Origin of the sequence: Pantoea sp. JGM49, from assembly GCF_018257655.1 — a bacterium.
In the GTDB taxonomy this organism is placed as follows: domain Bacteria; phylum Pseudomonadota; class Gammaproteobacteria; order Enterobacterales; family Enterobacteriaceae; genus Pantoea; species Pantoea communis.
This window is the reverse complement of record NZ_JAERJM010000005.1, coordinates 194,423-208,019: the sequence shown is the minus strand read 5'-3', so window position 1 is coordinate 208,019 and position 13,597 is coordinate 194,423. Positions and strand designations below refer to the sequence as shown.

The window sequence follows — 13,597 nt, the reverse complement described above, 5'->3', positions numbered from 1 at the left end:
AGAGGGGGGATTTATTTCTTCACCGTCTCCATGCCCATCAAACCAATCTTCAGATAACCCGCTTCACGCAATTGATCCATCACGCTCATCAGGGTTTCATAATCCACTGACTTATCCGCCTGGAAGAAGATGGTGGTGTCTTTCTTGCCTTCGGTCTGCGCCGTCAGCGCATTCACCAGCGTCTCTTTGGTGACCGCATCGTTGCCGATATAGATCTGCTTATCTTCCTTAATAGATAGATAAACCGGTTTTTCCGGACGCGGTTGCGGTGCGCTGGTGGAGGCAGGCAGGTTAACACGCACATCCACCGTGGCTAATGGCGCGGCGACCATAAAGATGATCAGCAGAACCAGCATAACGTCGATAAACGGCGTCACGTTGATTTCATGCATTTCGCCATCGCCTACCGAGTCATCGTTTAAACGCATCGCCATAATACTTATCCTACGCGCAGTTTCTGTGCCGCCGTCGGACGGGTCGCTTCTTTCGCGGTGTCCACATTGCCGAGATCCAGATCGCGGCTCTGCAGCAGCATCACCTGCGCCGCAACATCACCCAATGAGGCTTTGTAGCTGGCAATCATGCGCGCGAAGACGTTGTAGATAACAACAGCAGGAATAGCAGCAACCAGACCAATCGCGGTCGCCAGCAACGCTTCTGCGATGCCCGGCGCCACAACAGCGAGGTTGGTGGTCTGGGTTTTAGCGATACCGATAAAGCTGTTCATGATGCCCCAAACGGTACCAAACAGACCGATGAAGGGTGCAACAGAACCGATGGTAGCGAGGAAGCCGTTACCGCGACCGGCATGACGGCTGAATGCCGCAACGCGACGATCAAGGCGGAAGCTGGTACGTTCCTTAATGCCATCAAGGTCTTCGGTACCTGCAGAGAGTTCCAGCTCATTCTGCGCATCGTTCAGCAACACCGCACTATGGCTGTTACTTTTGAAGCTTTCAGCGGCGCGGTAAGCATCATTAAGCGAACGCGCTTCGCCCAGCGCCTGCTGTTCGCGTTTCAGGCGACGTTTCGCCCCGCTCAGCTCAGCAAACTTGCCGAAGAAAATCGCCCAGGTGACAACCGAGGCCAGTAAAAGGCCAATCATCACCACTTTTACCACGATATCGGCATGCTGATACATGCCCCAAACGGAGAGGTCCGTTTGCATCAAATCACTGGCTACCACGCTGCGTCTCCAACTTCTGTTGCACAGTTCACGATTGAAGCGCGGATCATAGCAAAAAAATTGACCGAAGTGATAGTAGTTCTCATTACTATTTACAAACGATTAATGCTTCAATTTCTAACAATCTATGTGGTTTTTATGGATGCGCTGGCTGATGTTTTACAAATGTGACCTAAACTGAAAATTTATTAAAACATCGTTTCAAAATGTGATGTATTTCATCCAATCAACATTTGACCACTTTTTCGCCAGCGCAATTTCACTATTCTGAGCCAGCCCTTCCCGATTGTGGTGTGCCTGACACCGCTAATGATCATCAAGCTGGAGCAATAATAATGACATCTAAAAAACGACTCACGATTGCAATCTCTTCTCTGGTTATGCTGCTGGCGAGTGGTGCTCACGCCAAAGTGTTAAAAGTCGCGGAAGTACAGCCCGCCGGTTATCCCACCGTGGTCGCGCTGCAACATATGGGCGATAAGTTAAAAGAAGCGACACAAGGACGATTAGAGTTGAAGGTCTACGCTGGCGGCGTGCTGGGCGATGAGGATCAAACGCTGCAACAGGTTCAGCTCGGCGCGATTGATATGATTCGCGTCTCACTGGCCCCGGTGACCACCATCGCCCCTGAAACCAGTGTGCTAACCCTGCCCTATGTGTTCCGCGATGAAGACCACATGCACAAGGTGCTGGATGGCGATGTCGGCAAACAGATTGTCGAAAAATTCGATAACGATCCCCGCACGCGCATGGTGTTCCTCGGCTGGACCGACGCGGGCACACGCAACATGATCACCAAAAAACCCATCACCAAACCCGAAGATTTACAGGGGATGAAAATTCGCGTGCAGAACAGTGCCATTTCACTGGCCACGCTGAAAGCGATGGGTGCCAATCCTGTGGCAATGGGCGTCAGCGAAGTGTTTAGCGCCATGCAAACCGGCGTGGTCGATGGCACAGAGAACAATCCACCGACGTTTGTCGCCCACAACTATCTTCCCGTGGCGAAGTACTACACCCTGAGCGGCCACTTTATTCAGCCGGAGATGATCCTGTTCTCTAAAGCCTCGTGGGGACGGCTTTCCGCAGAAGATCAGGCGCTGCTGAAGAAACTCGGCAAGGAAGCGCAGGATGAAGAGCGCCAGCTGTGGGCCACTTACACCGCCCAGTCAGTGGAGAAAATGAAAGCCGGCGGCGTGACATTCCAGGACACCAACCGCGATTACTTTATGAAAGCCACGCAACCGGTGCGCGACCAGTTTGGCGGCAATTATCAGGATCTGATGAAACAGATTGCGGATGTGAAATAACCCTCTCAGCGCCGCGCGACCGCGTGGCGCCTTGCTCAGGTAATGAAGCATGAATGCATATTCCCGTTTGATGGATGGGCTCTATCTGTTGTGCATGGGCATCGCGGCGGTAGCCCTGTTGATCATGGTCACGGTGATACCCATCGGTATTTTCGCGCGCTATGTGCTAAATGGTGCCCTCTCATGGCCGGAGCCGGTCGCTATCGTCTGCATGATCATCTTTACCTTTATTGGTGCGCCCGTCGGATTGCGGGCAGGCACACACATTTGTGTGTCGATGGTGACCGATCGCCTCTCTGAGGCTGGGCAAAAATGGGCACAACGGCTGTGCAACCTGCTGCTGATCGTGGTGTGTCTCATCCTGCTGCAGGCCAGCTACAGCTTGTGCGAGGCCATGTGGATTCAACCGCTGGCGGCAATGCCTGCTGTGACGTATGGCGAAATGTATCTGCCCATTCCAATCGGCGCGCTGTTTACGCTGCTGTTTGTGATCGAGCGAATACTGAATGGCGATCAAAGTCAGCGTCCGCTGGTGACGCTGGGCGGCACACACTAAATTCGGAGCACTAAAATGGATGCTTTCATTCTGGTTGGTAGTTTGGTGTTGCTGCTGTTGGTCGGCTTTCCGGTGGCGTTTGCCGTGGGGTTTGCCGCTTTTATTGGCGCCTGGTGGATTGATTTGCCACTGGAAGCCGTGGTGATTCAGATCACCAACGGGGTCAACAAATTTTCACTCCTCACCATTCCGTTCTTCATTTTGGCCGGGGCGATCATGGCCGAGGGAGGGATTGCCCGCCGCCTGGTGAACTTTGCCTATATCTTCGTCGGTTTTATCCGCGGGGGCTTGTCGTTGGTGAATATCGTGGCATCGACATTTTTTGGCGCCATTTCAGGATCGTCAGTGGCCGATACCGCCTCGATCGGGTCGGTGATGATCCCGCAAATGGAGCAGAAAGGTTATCCGCGAGATTTTGCCGCCGCCGTGACCGCCAGCGGTTCAGTGCAGGCGGTATTAACGCCGCCCAGCCATAACTCCGTGATCTACTCGCTGGCCACCGGTGGCGTCGTTACCATATCCTCGTTGTTTGTTGCGGGTATTATCCCGGGGCTGATGCTGGGATTCTGTTTGATGGTGATGTGCCTGGCGTTCGCACGCAAGCGCGGTTATCCCAAAGGCGAAGCCATTCCGTTGCGTCAGGCGGTGAAAATCTTCTTCGATGCGTTCTGGGGACTGTTTACCATCGTCATTATTTTGGGCGGTATTCTTTCCGGCATTTTTACCGCTTCGGAATCCGCTGCGATCGCCTGCCTGTGGGCGTTTTTTGTCACGATGTTTATTTATCGCGATTTCAAATGGAATCAGCTGCATATTCTGGTGTTTCGTACCATCAAAACCGTCACCATTGTGATGGTATTGATTGCCTTTGCGGCGGGCTTTGGCGCAGTGATGACCTTTATGCAACTGCCGACCATGATCACCGATGCCTTCACCAGCATCTCTGATAATAAATACGTGATTCTGATGTGCATCAACGTGTTACTGCTGGTGATCGGCACCTTGATGGACATGGCCCCTATTATTCTGATTTTAACCCCTGTCTTGCTGCCCGTTGCCACCAGTCTGGGCATCGATCCTGTGCATTTTGGCATGATTATGATGACCAACCTGGGTATCGGTCTGATCACCCCGCCGGTCGGTACCGTGTTGTTCGTTGCCAGCGCGGTCAGTAAACAGAAAATTGAGCAAGTGGTGACGGCCATGCTGCCCTTCTACGTCACGCTGTTTTTCATCCTGATGCTGATCACTTACGTGCCCGCGCTATCGCTGTGGCTGCCGCATGTCATGGGTGTGATGTAACGCGAAATCGCAGGGACGCGCTTTTGCCCGGCCAATTCATCGACTGACTCCGATAATCCGCAATCAGGGTCAACCCACTGCGGTGTTTCGTGGTAACGTGGATGTTTTGTGGTAAGTGTCAGGAAAGGCAGTGATGGCAACGAATAAAATTGATACCACGCTGGTTAGCGCGGGACGAAGCAAACGTTACACTCAGGGCTCAGTTAACAGCGTCATTCAGCGCGCATCTTCACTGGTTTTTGACACGGTTGCTGACAAAAAACGGGCGACGGCAGGTCGTGCATCGGGCGAGCTTTTTTATGGTCGCCGTGGCACCCTCACCCACTTCTCGCTGCAAGACGCCATGACCGAACTGGAAGGCGGCGCGGGTTGCGCGCTATATCCGTGCGGTGCAGCGGCAGTATCCAATGCGATTATCTCTTTTGTCGAAGCGGGCGATCACATTCTGGTGAGCGGCGCCGTGTATGAACCGACGCAAGATTTCTGCACCAAAATTCTCAGTAAGCTGAATGTCACCACCACGTTCTTTGATCACTGCATCGGCAGCGAGATCAGTGAACTGATTCAGCCAAACACGCGCGTGGTATTCCTCGAATCTCCCGCCTCCATCACCATGGAAGTGCAGGACATTCCCGCCATCGTCGCCGCCGTGCGCGCGAAAGCGCCCGACGCGATCATCATGATTGATAATACCTGGGCGGCGGGCGTGTTGTTTAACGCGCTGGAGCATGGCATCGATATTTCGATTCAGGCGGGCACCAAATACATTATTGGTCACAGCGATGCGATGATTGGCACCGCCGTCGCCAATGAACGTTGCTGGCCGCAGCTGCGTGAAAACTCGTACCTGATGGGCCAGATGGTGGATGCCGATACGGCATACATGGCCAGTCGCGGCTTGCGCACGCTCGGTACGCGTTTGCGCCAGCATGAAGAGAGCGGTTTGCAGGTTGCCGAATGGCTGGCCGCTCAACCGGAAGTGGCGCGCGTTAACCATCCGGCGCTGGCGCAGAGTAAAGGTCATGAATTCTGGCAGCGCGATTTCAACGGCAGTAGCGGACTGTTTTCCTTCATCCTGCATGAAAAATTGAGCCGTGAGCAGCTGGCGAATTACCTCGATCACTTCCACCATTTCAGCATGGCTTATTCCTGGGGTGGCTATGAATCACTGATTCTGGCCAATCAACCGGAAGAGCTGGCGGAGATTCGCCCGGCAGGCGGCGTCGATTTCGACGGTACGCTGGTGCGTTTGCATATTGGTCTTGAACACGTTGATGACCTGCTGAACGACCTGAAAGCGGGCTTTACGCGCTTAAAACAGTAAATATTTAAACAAAACCTAAACCATTTCGTGCCGCATCGGTGAGATCAACGTCTGCGATGCCACAGATGGTTAAAATAGAATCCTTGTGACTCGATGGGATAGCAGATGGGTGTTTTACATGAGATTGTCCACGCGCTCTGGCATCAGGATTTTGCCGCGCTGGCCAATCCGGATGTCGTGTGGATTGTCTACGGCGTGATGTTTTTAACGCTGTTTCTGGAAAACGGTTTGTTGCCTGCCTCTTTTCTGCCGGGTGACAGCCTGTTGCTGCTCGCAGGCGCCATGATTGCCAAAGGCGTGATGGATTTCGTGCCCACCATGGTGATTCTGACCACTGCCGCCAGCCTGGGTTGCTGGTTGAGTTATTTACAGGGACGATGGCTGGGCAATACGCGGATGGTCAAAAGCTGGTTGATGCATTTGCCGGCGCAATATCATCAGCGCGCCTGGAATCTGTTTAACCGCCACGGTTTGATGGCGCTGCTGGTCGGGCGTTTCCTGGCGTTTGTTCGTACCTTGCTGCCGACCATGGCGGGCATTTCCGGTTTACAGAATGGGCGCTTCCAGCTGTTTAACTGGCTGAGCGGCGCGCTGTGGGTCGGGATTGTGGTCGCCATGGGCTATGGCATCAGTCAGGTGCCGTTTATCAAGCGTCACGAAGATCAGGTGATGGCGGTACTGATGGTGCTGCCGATGGTGTTGCTGTTTGTCGGTCTGACCGGCAGCATCGTGGTGATCTGGAAAAAACGCCGCCAGAAAACGAGCTAATCCGATACGGGTTGCCATAAATGGTAACCCTTCAATGGTTCAGTGCAGTTTCGTCGCGCGCGCATTTATGCACATTTGGCCATTCAGATGGCGTCTGACAGCAACCATTCGCTCAGGGCCATTTCGTTAAATGCACATTTATCTGCATTTTTTCAGGCGGCGTCAAACGGTAACGTTTGGCGCACGCGGCTGGCTTCCTCTCCCGGCGTCACGCCGAAATAGCGTTTAAACTCCCGCGAAAACTGCGAAGGGCTTTCATAGCCCACGCGCACCGCTGCCGCACTGGCTTTCATCCCATCCTGCAACATCATTAATCGTGCCTGATGCAGACGATAGCGCTTAAGGTATTGCAGCGGCGAGGTTTGGGTGACGGCTTTAAAGTTGTGATGAAACGCCGAAACGCTCATGTTCACTTCGGCTGCCAGCATATCGACGCTGAGGCTTTCGGCGAAATGGCTTTCGATGCGTCGCAAGGCGCGCGCAATCTGGCTGAACTGGGTCTGACGATTCACCAGCGACAGCAGCGCACCGCCAATCGGGCCGGTGAGCACATAGTAGATAATTTCCCGCACCAGCTGTGGGCCCAGCACGCGCGCATCACGCGGATGGCTCATCGCATCCAGCAAACGCTCGGCAGCGCACAGCATCTCTTCACTCATAAACGCCGAATGGATACCAGAAGTTTGCAACTGCGGCTGAAATTGTTCGTCGTCGCCAATATCCATCAACAGATCCTGCAAGCTGGCGATATCCACGCTCAGGCACATGCCGGCCAACGGCTCTTCCGGAGTGGCTTCGGTTTCGCACTCCACCGGCAGCGGTACGGTCAGCATCAAATACTTCGTGGCGTCGTAATGAAACACCGTGCTGCCGAGATAACCGGTTTTACGTCCCTGAAAAAGAATCACAATGCCGGGTTGATACATCATCGGCGTGCGCGGAAGCGTTTCGCAGGCGTAGATGAGCTTGACGTTTTCCACAGCGCACAGCGGCTTACGCGCATCATTCATTAGCGCGGTTACGCGCTGCGCCAGCTGGCGGCAAAGGGCATCGTTCGGCATGGATCACTCTCAGGCAGCAAAAAAATCAGTGTGCCGCAATGCTGCTCAAAGCTCCACCCTTCAGCAGAATCAGGCAAGATTCTGGCAGAAATGACCAGGGTAAAAGGGCGAGGTGATTGCCACAATGATCCTGCGGTTGAGTTTGTTGACTAGACTTAACCACAGCGCTTTTACGGTAAGTCACTGCGACAGATAAGGAGCAACTATGGCAGAGCAACCCATTATCAAACTGCACGACGGCAATATGATGCCGCAACTCGGACTCGGTGTCTGGCAAGCGAGTATCGAGGATGCCCGGGCGGCGATTGTCGAGGCCCTAAAAGTAGGCTATCGCTCGATTGATACCGCCGCCATCTACAAAAATGAGGAAGCCGTCGGTCAGGCACTGCAGGACACCGATGTCGCACGCGAAGACATTTTCATTACCACCAAACTGTGGAATGACGACCAGCAGAACGGTCAGCAGGCGATTGAGACCAGCCTGAAGAAGCTGCAACTGGAGAGCGTCGATCTCTATCTGATGCACTGGCCGTGCCCGGAAAAAGATCACTACGTTGAAGCCTGGAAAAAGATGATTGAGCTGCAACAGCAGGGCTTAACCAAAAGCATTGGCGTCTGTAACTTCCATGAAGCCCATCTCAAACGCCTGATCGATGAAACAGGCGTCTCGCCGGTGGTGAACCAGATTGAGCTGCACCCGATGCTGCAACAGCGCACCCTGCATGCATGGAACGCACTGCATCAGATCCAAACCGAATCCTGGAGCCCGCTGGCGCAAGGCGGTAAAGGAGTATTCGATCAGGAGATCATCCGCGAACTGGCGAAGAAATACGGTAAGACCCCAGCGCAGATTGTCATTCGCTGGCATCTGGATAGCGGATTAGTGGTGATTCCAAAATCGGTGACGCCGGAACGTATTCGTGAAAACTTCCAGGTGTTCGACTTCAGACTGGAAAAACCCGAGATCAGCGAGATCACTAAGCTGGATAAAGGAAATCGTTTGGGGCCGGATCCGGAGAGCTTTAACGGCTAAGTCGGCACCGTTTAACCGCCAGGCGAATACGGTCAATGCGTGCTCGCCTGTATTGGCTTCACAACAGCCATGCGGTCATGTGCGGGTTGCTATGAATCGTGACCCTGTCGATTTGACAATCTGTTGTAAGGTGCGCATCACTGCGCACCTTTTTTCTTATGGCACCGGATTGACCTGCAACTGCCCCGCCGTGCCGCGGTCGGCTAATTCCAGCGTCTGGCTGTAGTAGACAAACGGGAAGTGATCCGACGAACTCTGCGGGAAGCTCACCAGCAACTCCACATCACCATCTACCCATACCGTATCTTTCCAGCCGCGATCTTCGCCCATCGGCTGTGCGCCATTGACGCTTTTGATCAGGAACATCACGCCCTGAATATGCAGCGATTGCGGGCGATCGGCATGGATAATCCAGCGTTCAAAGGTGCCCTGTTGCACCGTGGTGTCGATGCGGCTCATGTCCCACAGTGCGCCATTGATGCCCGGCACACTGTCGCCAATGCGGAATTCGCGCGTGCGCACCGCCACGCCATCCAGAATCTGATCCGCTAATAAACGCATCGGCAGATTGTCGGTAACCAGCGGCAGTAAGCCGGTTGGCCGCAGGCTCAGAACCAGCGTGTTGGCGAGGATGGAGGAAGGTTCAAACAGACCACGCAGGCGATCCATCAGGCCCGCCGCAGTCCCTGCCGTAATCGAGACTTCATCGCCCTGCGACATATCCACCAGCACTTCACGGCGTTCACCGGGTGCCAGCGACAGCGTTTGCACCGCAACGGGCGCAGGCAGGAAGCCTTGATCGCTGGCAATCACGGTAAACGGACGATTATCCGAGAAGCTCAAATCAAAGCGACGCGCGTTCGAAGCATTCAACAGGCGCAGACGCACCCAACCACGCGACACCTCGACATACGGATTCTGCACGCCGTTGACCAGCAACGTATCCCCGAGGAAACCGCCGTCTGATGGTGGGTTATAAACCGGCGTGGCAAAGTTATCGAGACGCTTGTCCTGGATAATCAGCGGGAAGTCATCAACGCCATAGTGTTTGGGCAGCGGCAGCGCTTTGCTGACGTCATCTTCAATCAGCCACATGCCCGCCAGACCGTTGTAGACGTGTGGCGCCATACGATTTGGCGTATTGGCGTGATACCACAAGGTCGATGCGCCCTGACGTACCGGCAATACCGGCGCCCAGTCAACGCCGGCTGACATCATGCGCGGTGCACCGCCCATTAAGGCACCCGGCACCTGCAATCCACTTACCGTCATCGCCACCGGTTCGTTGAGACGGTTGCTGTAAATCAACTTCACGTCATCGCCGCTGTAGACGCGCACCGTGGGACCGAGGTACATGCCATTAATACCCCAGACCGGCACTTTATTGTTATTACCGCTAAATGACCAATGGCTGCGTTGCAGCGTCAAAAAGAGCGGTTGGCCACGGCGAGACTCAAGCAGTGGCGGAACAGGAAGCGGCACATCGCCCATCGGAGCCGCAGCGTAGGCGGCATAAGGCATGCTACTGGTCGCCAGCGCAACACCGGCGGAAAGCTGAATAAACTGACGTCTGCTGCAAGACATAAAACTTCAGACCTTTTGAGCGGGGCGTGAAGACGCCGTGTCCATGTTGTTCTTGTTAGTGAGTTTTTGCTGTGATGAGCACGGGGCAGCGTTTCTACCCCGTGGATGGCTAGAGTTTACCGTTTTTTTCGCGTTCGGCGACTTCGGCGTTCAATTCTTCCAGCTTAGCAGACATTAATTCGCGGCAGTGGGTGGCTAATTTGCGCACCGAGGTGGTTTCAAACTGTTTGGTATCCACTGGCGGCAGCATTTCAACAATCACCAGGCCGTTGTTCCAGCGATTAAGTTTCACTTTGCCGTGGGTATTCGACACCACCACAGGAATGATCGGCACACCTGCTGCCACTGCAGCATGAAACGCACCGGTTTTAAACGGCAGTAAACCACGGCCACGGCTGCGGGTACCTTCCGGGAACATCCAGAATGAAATCTTCTTTTTATTAAACTGCTCGACCAGTTCACCGATGGTGCCATGCGCTTTGGCGCGGTTATCACGGTCAATCAGCAAATTACCGGTCAGCCAGTAGAGTTGACCAAAGAATGGGATCCACAGCAGGCTCTTTTTGCCGACTGTGACCGTGGTCGGCTGCACGATCTTCGCCGCCGTGATCATGTCGTAATTGTTCTGATGGTTGGCAATGTAAATCGCATTGCCATAGCTCTCCGCGTCGGCGGGTTTGCGCAACTCGACTTTGACGCCAAACACCGTCGACAGGCGACCAAACATATGGCCGAACGTCGCCACATGGCGAGGATTACGCGGTGAGAACAAACACCAGATACTGCCGAAGATGCACACCAAAATCGAATAAACGATAACAATAATCGTGCGTAAAATTAGTAACATAGCTTCCTCAAGTTGGGCAATCCATTGCCTGGTCAGTCTTATTCTTCGCTACTGGCGTCACTTTTCGGGCGCGCTGGCGCGTTCACTTCCACGCTATCAATGCGCTGCAGGCCACGCGACACGCTGCCACGACGACCGCGATCGGCACGCACTTTTTGCAGATCTTCATCGCGCATAATCAGCTTACGCTTGCCGACATACAGGGTAATCGAACTGCCCGGCGGCAGAATCAGCAACCACTGCAGCTTATCCACGCCCGCAGCGGCATCCGCTGATGGAATAGAGATGATTTTATTACCTTTGCCTTTCGACATCTGTGGCAGATCGCCCACCGGGAACATCAACATACGTCCGGCCTGGGTAATCGCCAGCAGCATATCATCGCCCGAATGCACCGCCATTGGCGTCATCACTTTGGCATTGTCTGGCAACGTTAGCAGCGCTTTACCGGCGCGGTTGCGCGAAATCAAATCGGCAAAGGTACAGATAAAGCCGTAACCCGCATCGGAGGCCATCAACAGTTTTTGGTCGTCCGCTTCCATTAGCACCTGTTCAAACGCGGCACCTGGCGGTGGCGTCAGTTTGCCGGTTAGCGGCTCGCCCTGCCCGCGCGCCGACGGCAACGAGGTTGGATCCAGCGTATAACTACGGCCGGTGGAGTCGATAAAGGCCACTGGCTGGTTACTCTTACCGCGTGCGGCGGCGAGGTAACTGTCACCGGCTTTGTAACTGAGACCGGTTGGATCGATATCGTGGCCTTTGGCGCTGCGCACCCAGCCCATCTGCGACAGCACAATCGTCACCGGCTCGGCACTCACCAGCTCGGTTTCGCTCAGCGCTTTAGCTTCTTCACGCTCATGCAGCGGTGAACGGCGATCGTCACCGTAGGTCTGGCTATCTGCCAGCAATTCTTTCTTCAGCAGATTGCTCATCTTGCGTTCGGACGCCAGAATCGCCTGCAGTTGATCGCGCTCTTTCTCCAGCTCCGCCTGCTCACCACGAATCTTCATCTCTTCCAGTTTGGCGAGATGGCGCAGTTTCAGTTCCAGAATGGATTCGGCTTGCGTATCGCTGAGTTCAAAGCGCGACATCAGCACTTGCTTAGGCTCGTCCTCGGTACGGATGATGTGAATCACTTCATCAATGTTGAGGAACGCCACCAGCAAACCTTCGAGGATATGCAGGCGGCGCAGCACGCGCTCTAAACGATAGTTCAGGCGGCGCGTCACGGTATCGCGACGGTACACCAGCCATTCAGACAGGATCTCCAGCAGGTTTTTCACCGCCGGACGGTTATCCAGCCCAATCATATTCAGGTTAACGCGATAGCTCTTTTCCAGATCGGTGGTGGCAAACAGATGATTCATCACCTGCTCCACATCCACACGATTCGAGCGTGGCACAATCACCAGACGCGTTGGGTTCTCGTGGTTGGATTCATCACGCAGATCTTCCACCATCGGCAGCTTTTTATTGCGCATCTGGTTAGCGATCTGCTCCAGCACGCGCGCACCGGAAACCTGGTGCGGCAGTGCAGTGATCACCACATCGCCATCTTCTTTCTTCCACACCGCGCGCTGACGGATCGAACCGCGCCCGCTTTGGTAGATTTTACGGATCTCGCTGCGCGGCGTGATGATCTCGGCTTCGGTCGGATAATCCGGGCCCTGCACAATATCCAGCAACTCATCCAGCGTGGTGTTGGGTTTGTCGATCAGCTTCACCGCCGCTTCCGCCACTTCACGCAGGTTGTGCGGTGGGATATCGGTGGCCATGCCCACGGCGATACCGGTGGTGCCGTTCAGCAGGATATTCGGCAGACGTGCCGGCAACATCTTAGGCTCCTGCATGGTGCCGTCAAAGTTCGGGATGTAATCGACCGTGCCTTGTCCTAACTCACCCAGCAAAATCTCGGCATATTTGGAGAGGCGTGACTCGGTGTAACGCATCGCGGCGAAGGATTTGGGATCGTCCGGCGCACCCCAGTTGCCCTGACCATCCACCAGCGGGTAGCGATAGGAGAATGGCTGTGCCATCAACACCATCGCTTCATAACAGGCGCTGTCGCCATGCGGATGGTATTTACCTAATACGTCACCGACGGTACGGGCAGATTTTTTGAATTTGGCGCTGGCATTGAGGCCCAGTTCCGACATTGCGTATACAATTCGGCGCTGCACCGGCTTGAGGCCATCGCCGATATACGGCAGTGCGCGGTCCATGATCACGTACATGGAGTAGTTCAGGTACGCGTTTTCCGTAAATTTGTGCAGGGCAAGACGCTCTGCACCATCCTGCGTCAATTCGCTCATTAAGCTCGCATCCTCACTTCGTGGCCCGCAACGGCGGGGCATCCGGCGCTCATTTGGCGAGGATAGTACCTTATTCGTGCGAGTTAGTCACAGGGAAGCCAATGACCGCAGGCAGAATCGTATGGCATTAAATAACGTGATATCGGTTGGAAAATGAAAAAGGAATGAGATCAATATCACAATCAATATCCCCATTAATATGTGAGCAGGATCGCAATTAATTATTAACAATTTCAGGTGTATTAAAGCTGTCCGTAATCATGGACAACATTTAGTATTGTTGCTTACACCGTCCTTTCCTAAATTTATACTCC

12 protein-coding genes are annotated in these 13,597 nt (G+C 54.1%); 6 read left to right on the top strand and 6 right to left on the bottom strand.

Annotated elements, in window-relative coordinates; genetic code table 11:
* Positions 1–11: 11 nt before the first annotated feature.
* Both exbD and exbB read right to left on the bottom strand, forming a co-directional pair.
* Positions 12–434, bottom strand: a complete 423-nt coding sequence (exbD, locus tag JK231_RS11285; RefSeq protein WP_034828432.1) for a TonB system transport protein ExbD — start codon at positions 432–434, stop codon at positions 12–14.
* Between the two features lie 5 nt (positions 435–439).
* Positions 440–1,168, bottom strand: a complete 729-nt coding sequence (exbB, locus tag JK231_RS11280; RefSeq protein ID WP_072017041.1) for a tol-pal system-associated acyl-CoA thioesterase — start codon at positions 1,166–1,168, stop codon at positions 440–442.
* Positions 1,169–1,521: 353 nt separating this feature from the next.
* On the opposite strand from exbB, the gene JK231_RS11275 reads away from it, so the two are divergent.
* From JK231_RS11275 to JK231_RS11255, 5 genes are all read left to right on the top strand, one after another.
* Positions 1,522–2,496 (top strand): TRAP transporter substrate-binding protein, encoded by a 975-nt coding sequence (locus tag JK231_RS11275; RefSeq protein WP_097118131.1) that lies wholly within the window; start codon positions 1,522–1,524, stop codon positions 2,494–2,496.
* A 49-nt stretch (positions 2,497–2,545) separates the two neighbouring features.
* Entirely contained in the window at positions 2,546–3,052 is a 507-nt protein-coding gene (locus JK231_RS11270; RefSeq protein WP_097118132.1) for a TRAP transporter small permease, read from the top strand.
* Between the two features lie 15 nt (positions 3,053–3,067).
* On the top strand, positions 3,068–4,354 hold the full coding sequence (locus tag JK231_RS11265) for a TRAP transporter large permease (protein WP_034828425.1): 1,287 nt from the start codon (positions 3,068–3,070) through the stop codon (positions 4,352–4,354).
* A gap of 133 nt (positions 4,355–4,487) precedes the next feature.
* Positions 4,488–5,678 (top strand): cystathionine beta-lyase, encoded by a 1,191-nt coding sequence (metC, locus tag JK231_RS11260; protein ID WP_211728559.1) that lies wholly within the window; start codon positions 4,488–4,490, stop codon positions 5,676–5,678.
* Positions 5,679–5,783: 105 nt separating this feature from the next.
* Positions 5,784–6,446: a DedA family protein gene (locus JK231_RS11255; RefSeq protein ID WP_038644709.1), complete on the top strand. Its 663-nt coding sequence runs from the start codon at positions 5,784–5,786 to the stop codon at positions 6,444–6,446.
* 152 nt (positions 6,447–6,598) lie between these two features.
* Here the strand turns inward: JK231_RS11255 and JK231_RS11250 are convergent, their stop codons facing one another.
* Entirely contained in the window at positions 6,599–7,507 is a 909-nt protein-coding gene (locus JK231_RS11250) for an AraC family transcriptional regulator (RefSeq protein ID WP_058961925.1), read from the bottom strand.
* Between the two features lie 205 nt (positions 7,508–7,712).
* Here JK231_RS11250 and dkgA point away from each other — a divergent pair, with 205 nt between their 5' ends.
* Positions 7,713–8,540: a 2,5-didehydrogluconate reductase DkgA gene (gene dkgA, locus JK231_RS11245; RefSeq protein WP_034828419.1), complete on the top strand. Its 828-nt coding sequence runs from the start codon at positions 7,713–7,715 to the stop codon at positions 8,538–8,540.
* A gap of 156 nt (positions 8,541–8,696) precedes the next feature.
* On the opposite strand, the gene ftsP is transcribed toward dkgA, so the two are convergent.
* From ftsP to parC, 3 genes are all read right to left on the bottom strand, one after another.
* Positions 8,697–10,124 (bottom strand): cell division protein FtsP, encoded by a 1,428-nt coding sequence (gene ftsP / locus JK231_RS11240; protein ID WP_034828418.1) that lies wholly within the window; start codon positions 10,122–10,124, stop codon positions 8,697–8,699.
* A 109-nt stretch (positions 10,125–10,233) separates the two neighbouring features.
* The gene (locus tag JK231_RS11235) at positions 10,234–10,971 is read right to left on the bottom strand and encodes a 1-acylglycerol-3-phosphate O-acyltransferase (protein WP_058961927.1); all 738 of its coding nucleotides are present in this window, start codon (positions 10,969–10,971) and stop codon (positions 10,234–10,236) included.
* A gap of 38 nt (positions 10,972–11,009) precedes the next feature.
* The gene (gene parC, locus JK231_RS11230) at positions 11,010–13,283 is read right to left on the bottom strand and encodes a DNA topoisomerase IV subunit A (protein ID WP_097118135.1); all 2,274 of its coding nucleotides are present in this window, start codon (positions 13,281–13,283) and stop codon (positions 11,010–11,012) included.
* Positions 13,284–13,597: the final 314 nt, after the last annotated feature.